The sequence below is a fragment of the Streptomyces sp. NPDC059371 genome (assembly GCF_042751995.1).
GTDB lineage: Bacteria > Actinomycetota > Actinomycetes > Streptomycetales > Streptomycetaceae > Streptomyces.
The window spans coordinates 1-18552 of the sequence record NZ_JBHYXD010000015.1; the positions used below are offsets into that span (position 1 = coordinate 1).

The following is an 18552-nucleotide window of genomic DNA, read 5'->3' on the forward strand; positions in this document are numbered from 1 at the left end:
CCCCTCGGGTGCCGCGCCCCGTTTCCCCGTTTCCCCCGTGCCCTCGGGCGCCGGCCTACTCGGCGGGCGCCACCGGTGCCAGCGTTCCCGTGCGGGCCGCCTGGCCGTACCAGTGGGCGCTCGACTTCGGGGTGCGCTTCTGGGTCGCGTAGTCGACATAGACCGCTCCGAAGCGCTTCTCGTAGCCGTAGGCCCACTCGAAGTTGTCCAGCAGGGACCACAGGTAGTAGCCGCGGACGTCCGCCCCGTCCTCGATCGCGCGGTGCACGGCGGACAGGTGGCCGTGCAGGTAGGCGACGCGCTCGGGGTCGTGGACGCGGCCGTCCGGGTCCGGCTTGTCGTCGTAGGCCGCGCCGTTCTCCGTGATGTACAGGGGCAGGCCAGGCGCCTCACGGGTGTACCGCATGATCAGCTCGTGCAGTCCCTGCGGCTCGATCGTCCAGCCCATCTCCGTGCGCTCGCCCGGCGTCTGGTGGAACGCGACACCGTCCGCGCCCGGCCAGGGGGAGTGCGCGCTGGAGCCGTGGCCGTCCGCGCGCGGACCGTCCGAGACGGCCGCGGCGGCCGAGACCAGCGTCGGCGTGTAGTAGTTGAGGCCGAGCGCGTCCAGCGGCTGGTGGATCAGCGCGAGGTCGCCGTCCTGGACGTACGACCAGTCGGTGATCGACCGGGTCGCCGTGAGCAGCGTCTGCGGGTAGGCGCCGTGCAGCATCGGGCCGTGGAAGACGCCGTTGGCCAGGTCGTCGATGCGCTGGACCGCGGCCAGGTCCGCCGGGTCCTGCGAAAGCGGCCGGATCGGGCAGGAGTTGAGGCTCACCGCGACCGAGTTGCGGGACGGCATCACGGAACGCAGCGCCGAAGTGCCCAGCCCGTGCGCGAGGTTCAGATGGTGGGCCGCGCGCAGCGCCGCCGCCGGGTCCGTCCGGCCGGGGGCGTGCACACCGGATCCGTAGCCCAGGAAGGCGCTGCACCAGGGCTCGTTCAGCGTGATCCACTGCTCGACACGGTCGCCCAGCGCCTCGCCCACGATCTGCGCGTACTCCGCGAAGCGCAGCGCCGTCTCGCGCTCGGGCCAGCCGCCGGTGTCCTCCAGCTCCTGCGGCAGGTCCCAGTGGTAGAGGGTGATCGCCGGCTTGATGCCCTTCGACAGCAGCTCGTCGACCAGACGCCGGTAGAAGTCCAGGCCGCGCTGGACGGCGGGGCCCCGGCCGGTGGGCTGCACCCGCGACCAGGAGACGGAGAAGCGGTACGCGCCAAGGCCCAGGTCCGCCATCAGGGCCACGTCGTCGCGGTAGCGGTGATAGTGGTCGACAGCGATGTCACCGTGCTCGCCGCCGGCCGTCTTGCCAGGTATATGGCTGAAGGTGTCCCAGATCGACGGCGTTCGGCCGTCTTCCCGCACCGCACCCTCGATCTGGTAGGCGGAGGTCGCCGCACCCCAGAGGAAGGCCGGAGGAAACGTCACGGGTGTTGAGGACTCAGGCATGGAAGCGCTCCCAAGGGGGTCGTGAAGACCGACGAGTTGGAGGGGGGAGGGTGGTAAAGGCGGGACGGAGGGGCCGAGGCGGCGGTGACCCGGCCCCCGAAGGGGCGTTCAGCCCTTGATCGCGCCCTGCATGATCCCGCCCACGATCTGCTTGCCGAACAGGAGGAAGGCGATGAGCAGCGGCAGTGTGCCGAGCAGCGCGCCCGCCATGATGACGGCCTGGTCGGGGATGTAGCCGGTGCCCAGTGACATGAGGGCGACCTGCACCGTCGGCTCCTGCTGGTTCAGGGCGATGATCGGCCACAGGAAGTCGTTCCAGGCCATCACGAACGTCAGCAGACCGAGCACCGCCATCGCCGGGCGCGCCGCCGGGAAGACGACGTGCCAGACCACGCGCAGACTGTTCGCGCCGTCCACCCGCGCCGCCTCGATCAGCTCGGAGGGCAGGGCCTGCACCAGGTACTGGCGCATGAAGAACGTGCCGAAGGCGCTGACCAGGGTGGGCAGGATGACCGTCTGGAGCTGGTTGGACCAGCCCAGGTCGCTCATCCACAGGTACAGCGGTACGACGGCCAGCTGCGGCGGAATCATCATCGTGCCGATGGTCAGCAGCAGAAGAAGTCCGGAGAACTTGAAGCGCAGCTTGGCGAAGGCGAACCCGGCGAGGGTGGAGAACACGACCGTGCCGACGGTGATGGTCCCGGCGACGATCGTGGAGTTGACCATCGCGGTGCCGAGCCCGGCCTGCTCCCAGGCGGCCTCCAGGTTCTTGAACAGGTTCCCGCCGAACCACAGCGGCGGCGGTGTCTGCGCCAGCCGGGTGTTGTTGCGCGAGGCCGCGATGGCCGTCCAGACCAGCGGTGCGAGCGAGACCAGCGCGAACACGGTCAGGACGACATAGGTGACCGGACCCGCGTGGAGCTGCTTGCCCGCGCCGAGCACCCGGCGGCGTCCGGGCCCCCGGCCGTCCGCGGCGATCTTCGCCTCCGCCTGAGGGGCGGTCAGTTCGGTCGTGGTCATTGGGATTTCCTCAGCCGTCGGGTGATCAGCAGGTTGATCGCGGCGATGATCAGCAGGATCAGGAACATCGTCCATGCGATCGCCGACGCCTTGCCGAGGTTGCCGATGCCCCAGCCCTGGTCGTACATGTACAGGCCGAGCGTCTGGTACTGGTGCGCCGAGCCGCCCTTCGAGCCGCTGACCCCGCCGAACAGGAGCGGTTCACCGAAGAGCTGGGTCGCGCCGATCGTGGAGACGACCACCGTGAACAGGATCGTCGGCCGCAGCATGGGGATCGTCACGTGGCGGAACTGCTGCCAGCGGCCGGCGCCGTCGAGGGCGGCCGACTCGTACAGATCCGTGGGGATCGCCTGCATGGCCGCGAGATAGATCAGCGCGTTGTAGCCGGTCCAGCGCCAGATCACGATCGAGGAGACGGCGAACTGCGAACCCCAGTCCGACTCGCGCCAGTTGATCGAGTGAACCCCGATGAAGTGGAGCAGCCAGTTGACCATGCCGCCGTCCCACGAGTACAGCAGCGTGAAGACGAGCGTCGCCGCGGCCACCGAGGTGGCGTACGGGGTGAGCATCACGACCCGCCACACGGTCGAGCCGCGGAGCCGGTAGTTGAGCAGGTGGGCGATCCCGAGCGCAATGACCAACTGCGGCACCGTGGAGATCACGCCGATGGTGAAGGTGTTCCCCAGGGCGTTCCAGAAGAACTCCGAGGACAGCAGATTCTTGTAGTTGTCCAGACCCGCCCAGGTCTGGTGGTCGAGCCCGGAGAGCTGCACATTGTGCAGCGAGTACCACGCCGTGTAGAGCAGCGGTACGAGCCCGAAGGCTCCGAAGATGATGAAGAAGGGGGCGACGAATGCGTACGGCGACGCCTTCATGTCCCAGCGGTACAGCCGGCTGCGCCAGGAACCCGGGTCCTGCGGCGGCTTACCGCGACCCTGAGCGCCCCGGGCCGCGCCCGGCTGAGAGCCGGGCGCGGCGTCGGCGCTCGTCGCGGGGTGCGCGAGAGCCTGCTTGGAGCTGGTCACTGGCCGAGCACGTCCTTGATCTCAGCCTTTGCCGCGTTCCAGCCCTGGTCGGGGGACTTGCCCTTCTGCTCGACCTGGAGGATGCCGACGTCGGTGATCGCGGTGCCGATCGGCTGGTCCTTCGTGCCGAAGTACTGGACCGGGATCGTCTTCGCCGAGTCGCCGAAGATCTGCGTGATCGGCGCGTTGGAGAAGTACTCCGTGGTGGCGGCGGCCGGCGTCAGGCTCGAGTAGGCCGACGGGGTCGACGGGAAGCTCGCCTGCTTGGCGAAGACCTTCGCCTGCTGCTCGGGGGCGGTCAGCCACTTCGCCAGCGCGATGGCCTCCTTCTGGTGCTTGCCGGCCACCGGGACACCGATGAACGAACCGCCCCAGTTGGCCGCGGTCGGCGCGGCCGCCACGTCCCACTTGCCCTTGCCCGAGTCACCGGACTTCTCCTGGATGTAGCCCATCATCCAGGCGGGGCAGGCCACGGTCGCGAACGAGCCCTTGGCGAAGCCCTGGTCCCACGTCGGGTCGAACTGCTTCAGCTTCGCCGACATGTTGCTGGTCGCCACCGTCATGGCGGCGTTCCAGGACTTCTTCACCCCGGAGGACTTGTCCCAGATGACGTTGCCGTCCTTGTCGTAGTACCGCTGGCTCTCGCCGCCGAGGGCCGCGTTGTAGACCGAGGAGGCGGAGTCCACGAACTTGGTGCCGCTCGGCGCCTTCTTCATGTAGTCCTTGCCGAGCGCGACGTACTTCGCCCAGTCGCCCTTCCACTGCGCGGCGAGCTTCGTGCGGTCGGTCTCCAGACCGGCCTTCTCGAAGAGGTCCTTGCGGTAGCAGATCGCCATCGGGCCGATGTCGGTGCCGAGCGCGATGGTCTTGCCGTCCTTGGTGGTGGCCTGGGAGAGCTTCCAGTCCAGCCACTGCGACTTGTCGACCTCCTTGCCGAGGTCGACGAACTTGTCGGCCTGGGTCTGGACGGCCTCGGTGACGTTGCCGATCTCGATCGCCTGGATGTCGTCGGTGCCGGAGCCGGCCTGCAGACGCGTGAGCGTCTTGGGCCAGTAGACGTCGGTACGGGTGGTGACGTTCTCCTTGATGGAGATTTCGGGGTGGAGCTTCGTGTACTCGTCGTAGAGGCCGGCCTGCTTGTATCCGAAGACGCCGAAGGTGCCTATGGTCAGGGTCGTCTTGCCCTTGCCGCTTCCACCGTCGTTGTCCGACGAGCCGTTGTCCGGGTCGCTCGAACAGCCGGCCAGCAGTCCCGTAGCCAGCGCGGCGACGACCGCTATGGCCCCCAGCCTGCGGGACCGGCGGGTACTCGTGCGCATTGCGTCCTCCTGTTGCCTGACGTGCCGACCCCCCGGCCAACTGCATTGGTGGCGCCCGTTGTTTCTCGCTGCGGCTCGGGCGGGGAACGTGCGGGATGTGTATGTGTCAGGTACTGTGGGAGCGCTCCCACAGGTGATGTGTTGAAGAGTCGTCGGTTCCGGCGGGGGTGTCAAGGGTGAGGGAGCGGAGAGATGCCTTCAGTTATCGGCCTGTTAGCTGAAGATGTCATTCCGCCACATGGCCGGAAGCGTCTCATGGCCCGTCCGGCACTCCCGGGGTGGCCGTCCGTGAGGTGACGCCTCCTGGACTGCGGCCCAGCGACGCGAGTCCCGCCGGACGGGGCTGTTACATTCCAGGCCAGGTTGGTGTCGACGGGAGGCGGAGGCCATGGCAGTCCACGGAGCGCGGGGCCGCAGTGGCGGGCGGCCGACCCTCGAAGAGGTGGCCGCGCGCGCGGGAGTGGGCCGTGGCACGGTCTCCCGGGTGATCAACGGTTCCCCGCGGGTCAGCGACGCGACCCGGGCCGCGGTCGAGGCGGCCGTGGCCGAGCTCGGCTATGTCCCGAACACGGCGGCGCGCGCCCTCGCGGCCAACCGCACGGACGCGATCGCCCTGGTCGTCCCCGAGCCGGAGACACGCTTCTTCGCGGAACCGTACTTCTCGGACATGCTGCGCGGTGTCGGTGCCGAACTCTCCGAGACCGAGATGCAGTTGCTGCTGATATTCGCGGGCAGCGACCGGGAGCGGGAGCGCCTGGCGCAGTATCTGGCGGCGCACCGCGTGGACGGCGTCCTGCTGGTCTCGGTGCACGCCGACGATCCGCTGCCCGATCTGCTCTCCCAGCTCGAGATCCCGGCCGTGATCAGCGGCCGGCGCTCGGCGGAGGAGACGCTTCCGTCGGTCGACTCCGACAACTACGGCGGCGGGCGCGCGGCCGTGGCGCATCTCGTCTCCCGGGGGCGCGCCAGAATCGGCCATCTCGCCGGCCGTATGGACGTCTACGGCGCCCAGCGACGCGTCGACGGCTACCGCCAGGGTCTGCGGGACGCGGGCCGGGAGGTGGACGAGCGGCTGATCGTCCCCGGTGACTTCACCGAGGAGGGGGGCCGGCGTGCCATGGCCCTGCTCCTCGAGCGCTTCCCGGACCTCGACGCGGTGTTCGCCGGGTCCGACGTCATGGCGGCGGGCGCCCGCCAGGTGCTGCGCGAGAGCGGCCGGCGCATCCCGGACGACGTGGCGCTCATCGGCTACGACGACTCCGCCATAGCCCGTCACATGGATCCGCCCCTGACCAGCGTCCGCCAGCCCATCGAGGAGATGGGCCGCGCCATGATCGACCTTCTCCTCGGCGAGATCGCGGACCGCCGCCCGGCGGCCTCCCGCGGACTGGAGAAGCGTCAGCTCGTCCTGCCCGCGGAACTGGTGGTGCGGGCCTCGTCCTGAGACGGGCGCGCGGTGGGGCGGGACGCGTCACCGGGGTACCGAGAGCTCCCAGCGGATCTCGCCGTCGTGGAGTTCGTCCGTCGCGGTGAGTCCCGCCGCCGCGGCGACGGCCGCCGACGCGTGGTGGGCGGGGTGGACATGGGCCACGACCGCGCGGACGGGGAACGTCCGGACCACGTGCCGGACCAGTGCCCTCGCCGCCTCCACCGCGTACCCCCGCCCCTGCCAGGGCGTGCCCACGACCCAGGCGACCTCCGCGGTACCGTCCGAGACGGTCGCCTGGACCGTACCCACCAGGCATCCCGCCGCCCGCTCCCGCAGCACCCAGTTGCACCAGAGGACGCCGGGATCGGGCGAGCCCGCGACGAGACGCTCGTACCGGGCCCGCAGCGCCGCCGGAGTGTCCGGCTCCCCGCCGATGAACGTGTGCAGCGCCGGATCGGACAGCACCCCGGCCATCTCCTCGGCATGCCCGGCCCGCAGCGGCAGGAGATCGAGCCGGGCGGTGGCGAAGGGTCCGGTGGTGGCGACGGGTTCCGTGGGGTGGGGCACGAGGGGGAGCGTACGGGCCGCCGGGGCCGGGAACGCAATCAGCCGGTGACCTTTTCACAAGGTCACCGGCTGACTACTCAGGGTGAGTGACGGGACTTGAACCCGCGGCCACCTGGACCACAACCAGGTGCTCTACCAACTGAGCTACACCCACCATGTCCGGTCTTCGGGGTTTCCCTGACCGGCCGAGAAAAAGTGTACAGGGTTCTGAGGGGTGCTCGCGCACACCTTTTTCCGGGGCCCAGCAGGGCCCCGTCAAAGGCCTATTCGACGGGCAGGACGTGCTTGGCCGCGATGGTGCGGGCGGTGTCCGAGTCGGGGCCGGGCTGCGGGACGAAGATCGCCTCGCGGTAGTAGCGGAGCTCGGCGATGGACTCGCGGATGTCGGCCAGGGCGCGGTGGTTGCCGTTCTTCTCCGGGCTGTTGAAGTACGCCCGGGGGTACCAGCGGCGGGCCAGCTCCTTGACCGAGGAGACGTCCACGATGCGGTAGTGGAGATAGCTCTCCAGCGTGGCCATGTCCCGCAGCAGGAAACCGCGGTCCGTCCCGACGGAGTTCCCGCAGAGCGGGGCCTTGCCCGGCTCCTTGACGTGCTCACGTACATAGGAGAGGACCTGCTCCTCGGCGTCCGCCAGGGTCGTACCCCCGGCGAGCTCCTCCAGCAGGCCGGAGGCCGTGTGCATCTGGCGCACCACGTCCGGCATCGTCTCCAGGGCCGCGTCCGGCGGGCGGATCACGATGTCCACCCCTTCGCCGAGCACGTTCAGCTCAGAGTCGGTGACCAGTGCGGCCACCTCGATGAGCGCGTCATCCGACAGCGAGAGTCCCGTCATCTCGCAGTCGATCCACACCATGCGATCGTTCATGTGTCTCACCCTACGGCCCGCCCCCTCCGGTTAGCCCGCCCGTGCGCCCCGCCGGGGCGGCGGATGGCGCCGGGTCCCGGCCTCATGCGAAGGGGCCCGCACCCGAAGGTGCGGACCCCGCGCGTCTGCCGACGCCGGACTACGGCGCGCTGCGCTGTCCCGGCAGGCTCGGCCTGCCCGCCGCGTACAGCTCCGCCCGTTCCCGCATCGCCTCCGCGGAGAGCGAGGCCGCCGCGCCCAGGCCGGCCGCCGCGGTGCGGCGGGTCTGCATCGGGACCGGGCCCGAGTGCTCCTGGTGCAGTGACGGCGGCGGTCCGACCGGACCCGTCGGGCCGTCCGGATCCGTGACCCGCTCGGCCTGCGGCCTGCGGGCGCGGTACGCCGCCCGGTACGCGGCCGGCGACGAGCCGAGCTGCCTCCGGAAGTGACCCCGCAGCGCCACCGGCGAACGGAAGCCGCAGCGGCCCGCGACCTCGTCCACCGAGTAGTCGGACGTCTCCAGGAGACGCTGCGCCTGCAGGACGCGCTGAGTGATCAGCCACTGCAGGGGAGCGCTTCCGGTGAGCGAGCGGAACCGACGGTCGAAGGTGCGGCGGCTCATGTAGGCGCGAGCCGCCAGCGTCTCGACGTCGAACTGCTCGTGGAGATGCTCCAGCGCCCAGGCGACGACCTCCGCGAGGGGGTCGGCGCCGATCTCCTCCGGCAGTGACCGGTCGAGATAGCGCTCCTGGCCTCCGCTGCGCCGCGGTGGGACCACCAGACGCCGGGCGAGCGCGCCGGCCGCCTCGTTGCCGTGGTCCGTCCGCACGATGTGGAGACAGAGATCGATTCCGGCCGCCGTACCCGCCGAGGTCAGCACGTCGCCGTCGTCCACGAAGAGCTCGCGGGGATCGACGTGCACCGACGGATAGCGCTTGGCCAGCGTCGGCGCGTACATCCAGTGGGTGGTCGCTGGACGGCCGTCCAGCAAGCCGGCCGCGGCGAGCACGAAGGCACCGGTGCACAGCCCGACTATGCGGGCGCCTTCCTCATGGGCGCGGCGCAGTGCGTCGAGCGCCTCCTCCGGTGGTGGCGAGGTGATCGACCGCCAGGCGGGCACGACGACCGTGCCGGCCCTGGAGATCGCTTCCAGGCCATGTGGTGCGGTGAGTTCCAGGCCCCCTGTGGTCCGCAGCGGGCCTTCCTCGCCGGCACACACCAAAAGGCGGTAGCGCGGCACGCCGGCGTCCTGGCGGTCAATCCCGAACACCGACAACGGAATGGAACTCTCGAAAATGGGGCCGCCGCTGAACAGCAGCACCGCGACGATCTCCTTGCGGCGTCGCCCGGACAGTTTCCGGGCCGCGTTTTCCGGCGCGGCAGTGGAGTCGTGGCTCATCCTGCTAAGCCCCCCTCGGTGGTCGCGGCTCCTCGGTTGTGTCGCTCCTGCACGTTTCCCCTCGGTCCTGCACGAGTCCCCCGCCGTAAGACAAGATCGAATCTACTGTGTCCCGTTGAGCCAAGGTGACCAGTTCGCTACTCCGCAGAATGTCGACATGGCAACTTGGCGTGAAGCATTCGATCACGAAGCGTTGCACTCGTGGGCGCCGCAGGGAAGTGCGCCTCGTGGCAGTGGCCAATCCACGTAGGGTGCGCGAGCCCTGCTTACCCCTTTAGGTGCAGGTCGAACGGGGGTTGGGGGGTCGTTCGAGCAAGGGATGAGCCACTACCGGAAGTTGGCTGAAAAGAAGCGTAGGTGTACGCGCAAACCGGTCAGTCGACCGGCTTGCCTCCCCCACTGTGACGAGCGCCTCGGTGAACTCCCGTGCCGTTCCCGCCCCGTGGGCCGATCCGCGCCCCCGACCTGTTCCCGCGCCCCGTGACCCCCGCGCGCCCCGTGCCGCCCGGACCGCTCCTCCCGTGCCGTCCGCGCCGGCGCGGAGCAGGCCGGCGAGCGCGCGAGCGCGTCGTGCCGCGCCGCTCGTCGGCCAGGCGCGCCGCCCCCCGCTCGGACTGACGCAGCAGGATCACACAGACCCCGGTCACGGCGGCGAGACCGAGAGCCGTACCGGCCGCTCCGGCGAGCGAGCTGCCGCACCAGAGGAGGACCGCCGGGACCACGACGCAGGCGAAGGCCGCCCAGCGGACCACATCGCCCACCGTGTCCACCGCGCCGGGCGCAGGGGGGCGGGAACCGGAGCGTGTTCCCGATCGCGATCCGGAGCGTGATCCCGAACGGGATCCGGGGGGCGGCGAGGATGACGGGGAGGGGGCGGGGCGAGCCCCTGGGGCGGGGGGTGCCGGGGTTGCGGAGGAACGGCGGGCGGTGTCGGGTCCGGACACGTGCTGCTCCCTGGTGCTCCGGTGTTCTCCGTGCTCTCCACGGCGTGTGATCTCCATGGCGTGCCTCGGCGGCGACGGCCGCGACCGGTTCAACGCGTGTTCGACCCACCGGTCACTGCCCGGCGGGTGGGGCGTGCGTTCGGAAGGGGGCCGCCCGGTCCCGCCGGGCGACGGAATTCCCCGTTCCCGGGCGCCGGTGCAAATTCACGGGGGGCCCTGCGCAAACCGCCTGTACGGGGCAGCAACCATTGCGTTACGGGCATCCTCTCGTGCATGCTCCCTGGAATGCCGCGTAAGGGGCGCGGGATCTGGGCAGAGGAGGCGTGCCGCCGTACCCTTGGGGGTATGGGGTTGGGAAGATGTTTCCCAGACACAGCTCTGCCGTTCGTTGTCGTCCCCACCACGAGGATCCAAACGCCGAGACACCCATGGCCGGTCACGAATTCTTCGATCCCGCGGACCGCAAGCGCCCGCTCGCCGATCCCACGGCGGCCGAGCCCCTGGCGGCGGAAGAACCCCGCCAGTCCTGCGATCCCGCTTTCAAGCACGGCGTCGTCGTCGGTTTCGACGGTTCGACGTCCAGCGAGCGTGCCCTCGCCTACGCGATCGGGATGGCGCACCGCTCGGGCTCCGGCCTGATCATCGTGCATGTGGCCAACCGGCTGCCCACCACGGTGTGGGCGGGCTGCGAGCCGCCTGTCTTCGTCGACGTCCCCGACCACCGCACCGAGGTGCTGGGGCTCGAGCTCGCCTGCGCCGAATACCTCTCCGAGGTGCCCTGGATCCTGGTCGAGCGTGGCGGCGACATCTGCCACGAACTCGAGGAAGTGGGGCGGGAGTACGAGGCGGACGCGATAGTCGTGGGCTCCACGCACGGCATCGTCGGACGCATCTTCGGCTCGGTCGCCGGACGGCTCGCCAAGCGCGCCAAGCGCCCCGTCATCGTCATTCCCTGACACTCCGCCCCGCCCGCGACGCGGGTCGCCGGTGGTCTCCGTGCGGTGAGTGAACCTACTGGCGCGTAGAGGTGTTTGTGCCTTTGTGAAGGGCATATACGGGACGCCGGTCCTACGCGGCGACCGGTATGGCGCAGCACAACTGCACAGGCATGAAGGGAGCCCGCCGTGGACAACGACGTCTCTGCGGGAAGCACCACCACCATCGTAGGAAGACTCGCGCTCGGTGTGACCCTGCTGGCCTTCGGCCTCGGGTACACCGACTTGATCGACGGAGTGACGGCGGCTGACGCCGTGTCACTGGCCCACTACGTAGGCGGCGTCGCGCTGTTCGTCGCCGGTCTGCTCGCTCTCCGCGACCGTGACACGGCCAACGGCACGGCCTTCACGGGAATCGGCGCCCTCTGGTTCACCTGGGCCGTCTCGGCCGGCGGCCAGGTCTCCGACAACGCGGCGGGACTCTTCCTGCTGCTCTTCGCGCTCGTCGTGCTCTCGCTCGCCCTCGCGGGCGGGGACACCCTCGGCCAGGGCGCCTACGGGCTGTTCTTCGTCTCTCTGCTGCTTCTCGCCATCGGCCGCTTCGCGGACAGCACCGGCCTGGGCAAGGCCGGCGGCTGGTTCGCCGTCGCGGCCGGCGCGGTCGCCTGGTACGCGGCGACCGCCGCTCTCGCCCACTGGCCCACCGCATTTCCGCGACGCGCCGCCGGCCGGGGGGTGACGGCCACCGGCTGACCTCGGCGCGGGCCGGGGTATTGGGCGGCTCCGGCCCTTGAAGAACGATCCCCGTGCGCGGGTGGTGCGCACGGGGATCGTCCATGTCCGGTCGCCGGCCGGGGACTTGCCCGGCGGGGACGGGGCGGGCGGACCACCGGCAGGCGGTCCGCCCGGTGGTGACTACTCGACGGTGACCGACTTCGCCAGGTTGCGCGGCTTGTCGATGTCCCGGCCGAGCGCCAGCGCCGTGTGGTAGGCGAGGAGCTGGAGCGGGATGCCCATCAGGATCGGGTCGAGCTCGTCCTCGTTCTTCGGGACGACGATCGTCTGGTCGGCCTTCTCCTGGTGCTGGTGCGCGACCGCGAGGATCTGGCCGCTGCGGGCCTTGATCTCCTCCAGGGCGGCGCGGTTCTTCTCCAGCAGGTCGTCGTCGGGGACGATCGCGACCGTGGGGAGCGCCGGCTCGATGAGCGCCAGCGGGCCGTGCTTGAGCTCGGAGGCCGGGTAGGCCTCGGCGTGGATGTACGAGACCTCCTTGAGCTTCAGGGAGGCCTCACGGGCCACCGGGTAGCCCCGGACGCGGCCGATGAAGAGCATCGAGCGGGCCTCGGCGTACTGCTCGGCCAGCTTCTTGATCTCGTCCTCCTGCTCCAGGATCTCGGCGATCTGGGCGGGGAGCCTGCGCAGGCCCTCGATGATCCGCTTGCCGTCGCGGACCGAGAGGTCGCGGGTCCGGCCGAGGTGCAGGGCGAGCAGCGCGAAGGCGACGGTGGTGTTGGTGAAGCACTTCGTCGAGACGACGCAGACCTCGGGGCCGGCGTGCACGTACATGCCGCCGTCCGCCTCGCGGGCGATCGCCGAGCCGACGACGTTGACGACGCCGAGCACCCGGGCGCCCTTGCGCTTCAGCTCCTGCACGGCGGCGAGGACGTCGTAGGTCTCACCGGACTGGGAGACCGCGATGTAGAGGGTGTCGGGGTCGACGACCGCGTTGCGGTAGCGGAACTCGGAGGCCGGCTCGGCGTCCGCGGGGATACGGGCCAGCTCCTCGATCATCTGGGCGCCGATCATGCCCGCGTGGTACGAGGTGCCGCAGCCGAGGATCTTCACGCGGCGCACGGCGCGCGCGTCGCGGGCGTCCAGGTTCAGGCCGCCGAGGTGGACCGTCGAGAAGCGGTCGTCGATCCGGCCGCGCAGCACGCGGTCCACGGCCTCGACCTGCTCGTGGATCTCCTTGTGCATGTACGTGTCGTGGCCGCCCATGTCGTACGAGGCGGCCTCCCACTCGACGGTGGTCGGCTCGGAGGTCGTCCGGGTGCCCTCGGTGGTGTACGTCCGGAAGTCGTCGGCCTTGAGCGTGGCCATCTCGCCGTCGTCCAGCGTGACTATCTGGCGGGTGTGGGTGACCAGGGCGGCGATGTCCGAGGCGACGAACATCTCCTTCTCGCCGATGCCAAGCACGACGGGGGAGCCGTTTCGGGCCACCACGATGCGGTCGGGGAAGTCGGCGTGCATCACCGCGATGCCGTAGGTGCCCTCTATGACCCGCAGCGCCTCGCGGACCTTGTCCTCCAGCTTCTCCTGCTGGGAGCGGGCGACCAGGTGGGTGAGCACCTCGGTGTCCGTCTCGGAGAGGAACTCGACGCCGTCGGCCTCGAGCTTCTTCCGCAGGTCGGAGGCGTTGTCGATGATGCCGTTGTGGACGACCGCGACCTTGCTGTCGGCGGACATGTGGGGGTGCGCGTTCGCGTCGGAGGGGGCGCCGTGCGTGGCCCAGCGGGTGTGGGCGATGCCCGTGGTGCCGGCGAAGCGCTTGGGAACCTTCGCCTCCAGGTCGCGGACGCGGCCCTTCGCCTTGACCATCTTCAGGCCGGCCGACTTCGGGGAGGTCACGACTATGCCCGCCGAGTCGTAGCCGCGGTACTCCAGGCGCTGAAGGCCTTCGAGGAGCAGCGGGGTCACATCACGCCTGCCGATGTATCCGACGATTCCGCACATACAGGTAGATTCCCTCAGCCGTAAACGATGCGTCGCAGTTGCCTGAGCGTGAGCTCCGGCGGCGCGACCGCGCGATATTTCAGGTCCGCCTCGATCCGTTCGAAGATCGACGCGTTCACCAGGCCCTGGGCCTGGAGCTCACGGTGGCGGCGGCGGACGAACTCCTGGGCCGTCTCGTCGAAATAGGCGAGAACGTCCTGGACCACCCGCAGCGCCTCGCCCCGGTTCAGGGGCGTCGACCGCGTCAAATGATCAACGAGTTCGTCGTGCACCCGTTGATCCTGGGGTACGGAAAGACGATTCGCAAGAATCCTGCCCGATATCGGGCAAGCGGGTGTTGAATCTCTTATGGGCCGCTGTTTGCAAGCTGTCCATACGGCGTCTTGCGCCCCGTCGATTGCCCAGAGCAACTTCAGGGGCCATGGACACTCCACGCATGGGCGTACCCGAGCAGCTCGCCGAGAAGATGAACATGGCCGAGCAGCATGAGTACCTTCGCGCCAAGTTCTCCCGGCGCAACATGATCAGAGGCGGCGCCGTGACCATCGGCGCCGTCGCGGGCGGGGCCTTCGTGCCCGGCGCCGCACAGGCCGCCGTCCCGGCGCAGCGGACGGCCGCCCCGGCCTCCACGGACAAGGTCGACGGCGCGCTCGTCGCCCCCTTCGGCCGCCACCTCGCCTTCGGCAACGACCCGCGCACCGAGATGACCGTCTCCTGGCAGGTGCCGGCCGCGGTCAGCAAGCCCTACATCCGCATCGGCGCCCACCCCTGGGACCTCTCGCGCAAGATCGAGGCCGAGGTGCGCACCCTCTACACCCCGGCCGGCGTGGGCGCGAGCGGCGACCACACCCAGTACTACCTGCACGCCAAGCTCACCCACCTGCGCCCCGGCAGGACCTACTACTACGGTGTCGGCCACGCGGGCTTCGACCCGGCCCAGCCGCACCTCCTCGGCACGCTCGGCACCTTCACCACCGCGCCCTCGCAGGCCGAGCCCTTCACCTTCACCGCCTTCGGCGACGAGGGCGTCGGCTACCACGGCCTCGCCAACGACGCCCTGCTGCTCGCCCAGAACCCCGCCTTCCACCTCCACGCCGGCGACATCGCGTACGCGGACCCGGCGGGCCAGGGCAAGACCGCCGACACCGGCTTCGACTCGCGCATCTGGGACCAGTTCCTCGCCCAGACCGAGACGGTCGCCAAGCAGGTGCCGTGGATGCCGGCGTACGGCAACCACGACATGGAGGCCTGGTACTCGCCCAACGGCTACGGCGGCGAGGAGGCCCGCTGGACGCTTCCGGACAACGGGCCCGACAAGGCCAGCCTGCCGGGCGTCTACTCCTTCGTCCACGGCAACACGGCGATCATCTCGCTCGACGCCAACGACATCTCCTTCGAGATCCCGGCCAACCTCGGCATCTCCGGCGGCACCCAGACCAAGTGGCTGGAGGCGCAGCTCAAGAAGTACCGCGCCTCGCGGGACATCGACTTCGTCGTGATCTTCTTCCACCACTGCGCGTACTGCACCTCCACGGCGCACGCCTCGGAGGGGGGCGTGCGACAGGAGTGGGTGCCGCTGTTCGAGAAGTACACCGTCGACCTGGTCATCAACGGCCACAACCACCAGTACGAGCGCACGGACGTCATCAAGGCGAACGCGGTCACCAAGAAGCTGCCGATCGGCGGCACGGCGTACACCGAGACCGACGGTGTCGTGTACGTGACGGCGGGCGCGGCCGGCCGCAGCCTGTACGCGTTCACCGCCCCCGAGTCCTACGAGGGCAAGGAGAACGAGGTCGAGTCGGTCACCTCCTTCGTCAACCTCAAGGACGGCAAGCAGAACGAGACGGTCACCTGGTCGCGCGTGCGCTACCTCAACTACTCGTTCCTGCGCGTCGACGTCCAGCCGGCCGCGAAGGGACGCCTGGCCACCCTGAAGGTCCGCGGCATCGCCGAGACCGGTGCGGAGGTCGACCACTTCACGATCGCGCGCCGGGCCAAGTAGCCTCCGGGGCCGCGTACCCGGGCACGCGGGGTACCACCGGTCCACCGGCACCATGTACGCCCGGAAGGCGGGGCGTACCGCCTCCCCGACCGGCGGCCGGCCCCCGCGCGGCGGTCCTCGCCCGCCCGTTCCTACAGGCGCTTGAGGACCGCCTGCTTGGCCAGGGCGAACTCCTCGTCCGTCAGGACGCCCTCCTTGCGCAGCTCGCCCAGTTCGCGGAGCCTGCGCAGGAGGGCGTCGTGGTCGGCCCCGGGCTCCGGTCCCGCGGCCGCCTCCGCGTCGGGCTCCTCGCCCGGCCGGTCGTCCCGCGCCGCCGCCGGATGCGGGAGCCTCACCTGTACGGCCGCCGCGACCAGCGCCATCAGCGGGTCCCGCTTGAAGCCCCACAGCTCCACGGAGCCGGGGTCGTACTTCGGCGGCGCCTTGGTGTCGGAGCCGCGGACGGTGAAGCGCAGACAGCCGTTCTCCAGGCCGGCCGCGGGCCGCCACTCGACGGCCGTTATGTCCACGAGCGCCAGCGTCCGGGCACCCGCCGCGGACTTCGCGTCCTCCGCCTTCCAGTTCCACTCCAGACGTACGCGCTCGCCGTCGAAGCTCGCCGTGCCGTCCCCCGCGGACGCGGACAGCGGCACCGCCGGACCGGGCAGCAGATAGCCGTCGACCGGGCCCGCGGGGACCTGGTCGAGGAGCAGCGCGCTCCGCACCTCGTCCACGAAGTACTCGGCGACGCCGAACCGGTCGGCCTCCACCGTGAGCTGATACGGGTCGTTCGGCTCCGTGAGCTTGCCGCCCGTCGCCTGGAGCAGCGGGTCGGCGCCGTCGCGCAGCCGGAGCCTGAGCCGCCCGGCCTTCCTGCCCTGCTCCAGCGAGATGCCCGCCAACGCGCCCAGCGGCACGATGAGTTCACCCATCGTCCGGCGCAGCAGGCTGACGTTCTTGTCCCGGCCCGGGGTCAGCCGCAGAGTGTCGCCGTCGAAGATCCACGTGCCGTCCCGCTGGATGATTTCCGCCATGAGGGGGATTGTTCCACCGCGACTGAGGCAGAGTGGTCTCGACCAATTCGAGGTTTCGACCACAACGAAGGGCACGGCGGAGAACGCGGCCGAGGACGGGCCGGGAGAGCCTTCGCCGGGCACCGAAGGGAGCGCGTGTGAGACAGCACCACAGAACGCCCCGCCTTCTCGGTACGCTGCTGCTCGTGGCGGCGGCCGGCTTCTCCCTCGTCGGCGCGGCACCGCACACCCGGACCGCCGCCGCCCCGCTGGGCCGCGTCGTCCCGGCCCCCGCCTCCGTCGAACCGGGCGGAGCCCCGTACCGCGTCACCGGTGACACCCGCATCCGGGTCGACGACTCACGCGCGGTTCGCGCGGTCGGCGAGTACCTCGCTGACATCCTGCGGCCCTCCACCGGATACCGGCTGCCGGTCACCTCGCACGGCGCCGGAGCGATCCGGCTCCGGCTCGGCGGCAAGGGGCTCGGCGACGAGGGCTACCGGCTCGACAGCGGGACCTCGGGGGTCACCATCACGGCCGGGAAGCCCGCGGGCCTCTTCCACGGGGTCCAGACCCTGCGTCAGCTCCTGCCCGCCGCCGTCGAGAAGGACTCCGTCCAGCGCGGCCCCTGGCTGATCGCCGGCGGCACGATCAAGGACAGCCCCCGCTACGCCTACCGCGGGGCCATGCTCGACGTCTCCCGGCACTTCTTCACCGTCGCCCAGGTCGAGCGCTACATCGACGAACTGGCCCTGTACAAGGTCAACAAGCTGCATCTGCACCTGAGCGACGACCAGGGCTGGCGCATCGCCGTCGACTCCTGGCCCCGGCTCGCGGCCCACGGCGGCTCCACCCAGGTCGGCGGCGGACAGGGCGGCTTCTACACCAAGGCCGACTACCGCGAGATCGTCCGGCACGCCTCCTCGCGCTATCTGGAGGTCGTCCCGGAGATCGACATTCCCGGACACACCAACGCCGCGCTCGCCTCGTACGCGGAACTGAACTGCGACGGGGTCGCGCCGGACCTCTACACCGGCACCGACGTCGGCTTCAGCTCGCTGTGCGTGGGCAAGCCGGTGACGTACTCCTTCGTGGACGACGTGATCCGGGAGCTGGCCGCGCTCACCCCCGGCGGGTACCTCCACATCGGCGGCGACGAGGCGCACTCCACCAGCCACGCGGACTATGTGACCTTCATGGACAAGGTGCAGCCCCTCGTCACCAAGTACGGCAAGAAGGTGATGGGCTGGCACCAGCTCACCGGGGCCACCCCGGCGAAGGGCGCCCTCGCGCAGTACTGGGGGCTCGACGACACCGGTGCCGAGGAGAAGGCGCAGGTCGCCGCGGCCGCGCGGAACGGGACGGGGCTCGTGCTGTCGCCCGCGGACCGGCTCTACCTCGACATGAAGTACACCGCCGACACCCCGCTCGGCCAGGACTGGGCCGGTCTGGTGGAGGTGCGGCGCGCCTACGACTGGGACCCGGGGAGCTACCTGCCCGGCGTGCCCGCCTCGGCCGTCAAGGGCGTCGAGGCGCCACTGTGGACCGAGACGATCCAGAGCTCCGCGGACATCGACGTCATGGCCTTCCCGAGGCTGCCCGGCGCCGCCGAACTCGGCTGGTCCCCCGCCTCCACGCACGACTGGGACACCTACAAGGTGCGCCTCGCCGCCCAGGCGCCCCGCTGGGACGCCCTCGGCATCGCGTACTACCGCTCGCCCCAGGTCCCCTGGCCCGCGCGCTAGGCGGAAAGCCGACGGGGGGCCCCGGGGTCACTCGACGCGGCGGCCCCCCCGGTCGCGGGCGCCTCGGGGGGCGCGGTGGTGGGAAACCCGCGAGAGGGGGAGTGTCTG

The 18552-nt window shown here is 70.4% G+C and carries 15 protein-coding genes and 1 tRNA gene; 5 read left to right on the forward strand and 11 right to left on the reverse strand.

The genetic code is table 11. From position 1 onward, the window contains the following. Positions 1-55: 55 nt before the first annotated feature. The 4 genes from ACFXGX_RS11450 to ACFXGX_RS11465 form a co-directional block, all read right to left on the reverse strand. Complete coding sequence (locus tag ACFXGX_RS11450) at positions 56-1486, reverse strand: GH1 family beta-glucosidase (protein ID WP_384788231.1); 1431 nt, start codon at positions 1484-1486, stop codon at positions 56-58. 108 nt (positions 1487-1594) lie between these two features. Beyond that, complete coding sequence (locus tag ACFXGX_RS11455; protein WP_384788234.1) at positions 1595-2506, reverse strand: carbohydrate ABC transporter permease; 912 nt, start codon at positions 2504-2506, stop codon at positions 1595-1597. Next, positions 2503-3531: a carbohydrate ABC transporter permease gene (locus ACFXGX_RS11460; protein WP_384788237.1), complete on the reverse strand. Its 1029-nt coding sequence runs from the start codon at positions 3529-3531 to the stop codon at positions 2503-2505. The genes ACFXGX_RS11455 and ACFXGX_RS11460 overlap by 4 nt, the downstream gene beginning before the upstream one ends. After that, a complete protein-coding gene (locus tag ACFXGX_RS11465; protein WP_384788240.1) occupies positions 3528-4850 on the reverse strand; it encodes an ABC transporter substrate-binding protein in 1323 nt (440 codons plus the stop codon). Before ACFXGX_RS11465 ends, ACFXGX_RS11460 begins: the two co-directional genes overlap by 4 nt. A gap of 388 nt (positions 4851-5238) precedes the next feature. On the opposite strand from ACFXGX_RS11465, the gene ACFXGX_RS11470 reads away from it, so the two are divergent. Next, positions 5239-6294, forward strand: a complete 1056-nt coding sequence (locus ACFXGX_RS11470) for a LacI family DNA-binding transcriptional regulator (protein WP_384788243.1) — start codon at positions 5239-5241, stop codon at positions 6292-6294. 27 nt (positions 6295-6321) lie between these two features. On the opposite strand, the gene ACFXGX_RS11475 is transcribed toward ACFXGX_RS11470, so the two are convergent. The 4 genes from ACFXGX_RS11475 to ACFXGX_RS11490 all read right to left on the reverse strand — a co-directional run bounded on the left by ACFXGX_RS11475 (position 6322) and on the right by ACFXGX_RS11490 (position 9090). Beyond that, on the reverse strand, positions 6322-6846 hold the full coding sequence (locus ACFXGX_RS11475; RefSeq protein ID WP_384788246.1) for a GNAT family N-acetyltransferase: 525 nt from the start codon (positions 6844-6846) through the stop codon (positions 6322-6324). A gap of 81 nt (positions 6847-6927) precedes the next feature. Then, positions 6928-7000 (reverse strand) — tRNA-His (locus ACFXGX_RS11480). A 109-nt stretch (positions 7001-7109) separates the two neighbouring features. Further along, the gene (orn, locus tag ACFXGX_RS11485) at positions 7110-7712 is read right to left on the reverse strand and encodes an oligoribonuclease (RefSeq protein WP_355763633.1); all 603 of its coding nucleotides are present in this window, start codon (positions 7710-7712) and stop codon (positions 7110-7112) included. Between the two features lie 139 nt (positions 7713-7851). After that, positions 7852-9090: a helix-turn-helix domain-containing protein gene (locus ACFXGX_RS11490; RefSeq protein WP_384788248.1), complete on the reverse strand. Its 1239-nt coding sequence runs from the start codon at positions 9088-9090 to the stop codon at positions 7852-7854. Between the two features lie 1372 nt (positions 9091-10462). On the opposite strand from ACFXGX_RS11490, the gene ACFXGX_RS11495 reads away from it, so the two are divergent. Next, positions 10463-10990, forward strand: a complete 528-nt coding sequence (locus ACFXGX_RS11495) for a universal stress protein (RefSeq protein ID WP_261703579.1) — start codon at positions 10463-10465, stop codon at positions 10988-10990. Between the two features lie 168 nt (positions 10991-11158). Further along, complete coding sequence (locus tag ACFXGX_RS11500) at positions 11159-11722, forward strand: GPR1/FUN34/YaaH family transporter (protein WP_384788252.1); 564 nt, start codon at positions 11159-11161, stop codon at positions 11720-11722. Positions 11723-11884: 162 nt separating this feature from the next. Here ACFXGX_RS11500 and glmS read toward each other — a convergent pair whose 3' ends face one another. Together glmS and ACFXGX_RS11510 are read right to left on the reverse strand one after the other, a co-directional pair. After that, positions 11885-13702 (reverse strand): glutamine--fructose-6-phosphate transaminase (isomerizing), encoded by a 1818-nt coding sequence (gene glmS / locus ACFXGX_RS11505; RefSeq protein WP_384788255.1) that lies wholly within the window; start codon positions 13700-13702, stop codon positions 11885-11887. Between the two features lie 14 nt (positions 13703-13716). After that, a complete protein-coding gene (locus ACFXGX_RS11510) occupies positions 13717-13974 on the reverse strand; it encodes a hypothetical protein (RefSeq protein WP_037619090.1) in 258 nt (85 codons plus the stop codon). Between the two features lie 164 nt (positions 13975-14138). Between ACFXGX_RS11510 and ACFXGX_RS11515 the strand changes: the two genes are divergently transcribed. Further along, on the forward strand, positions 14139-15707 hold the full coding sequence (locus ACFXGX_RS11515; protein ID WP_384788260.1) for a fibronectin type III domain-containing protein: 1569 nt from the start codon (positions 14139-14141) through the stop codon (positions 15705-15707). A 131-nt stretch (positions 15708-15838) separates the two neighbouring features. Here ACFXGX_RS11515 and ACFXGX_RS11520 read toward each other — a convergent pair whose 3' ends face one another. Further along, positions 15839-16720, reverse strand: a complete 882-nt coding sequence (locus tag ACFXGX_RS11520) for a DUF4429 domain-containing protein (protein WP_384788263.1) — start codon at positions 16718-16720, stop codon at positions 15839-15841. 137 nt (positions 16721-16857) lie between these two features. Here ACFXGX_RS11520 and ACFXGX_RS11525 point away from each other — a divergent pair, with 137 nt between their 5' ends. Beyond that, complete coding sequence (locus ACFXGX_RS11525; RefSeq protein ID WP_384788266.1) at positions 16858-18444, forward strand: beta-N-acetylhexosaminidase; 1587 nt, start codon at positions 16858-16860, stop codon at positions 18442-18444. The last annotated feature ends 108 nt before the right edge of the window (positions 18445-18552 follow it).

Coding starts and splice junctions, on each gene's coding strand:
- ACFXGX_RS11520 (WP_384788263.1), bottom strand. CDS start 16,720: ATGGCGGAAATCATCCAGCGGGACGGCACGTGGATCTTCGACGGCGAC.
- ACFXGX_RS11470 (WP_384788243.1), top strand. CDS start 5,239: ATGGCAGTCCACGGAGCGCGGGGCCGCAGTGGCGGGCGGCCGACCCTC.
- ACFXGX_RS11515 (WP_384788260.1), top strand. CDS start 14,139: ATGGGCGTACCCGAGCAGCTCGCCGAGAAGATGAACATGGCCGAGCAG.
- ACFXGX_RS11495 (WP_261703579.1), top strand. CDS start 10,463: ATGGCCGGTCACGAATTCTTCGATCCCGCGGACCGCAAGCGCCCGCTC.
- ACFXGX_RS11455 (WP_384788234.1), bottom strand. CDS start 2,506: ATGACCACGACCGAACTGACCGCCCCTCAGGCGGAGGCGAAGATCGCC.
- glmS (WP_384788255.1), bottom strand. CDS start 13,702: ATGTGCGGAATCGTCGGATACATCGGCAGGCGTGATGTGACCCCGCTG.
- ACFXGX_RS11450 (WP_384788231.1), bottom strand. CDS start 1,486: ATGCCTGAGTCCTCAACACCCGTGACGTTTCCTCCGGCCTTCCTCTGG.
- ACFXGX_RS11490 (WP_384788248.1), bottom strand. CDS start 9,090: ATGAGCCACGACTCCACTGCCGCGCCGGAAAACGCGGCCCGGAAACTG.
- orn (WP_355763633.1), bottom strand. CDS start 7,712: ATGAACGATCGCATGGTGTGGATCGACTGCGAGATGACGGGACTCTCG.
- ACFXGX_RS11465 (WP_384788240.1), bottom strand. CDS start 4,850: ATGCGCACGAGTACCCGCCGGTCCCGCAGGCTGGGGGCCATAGCGGTC.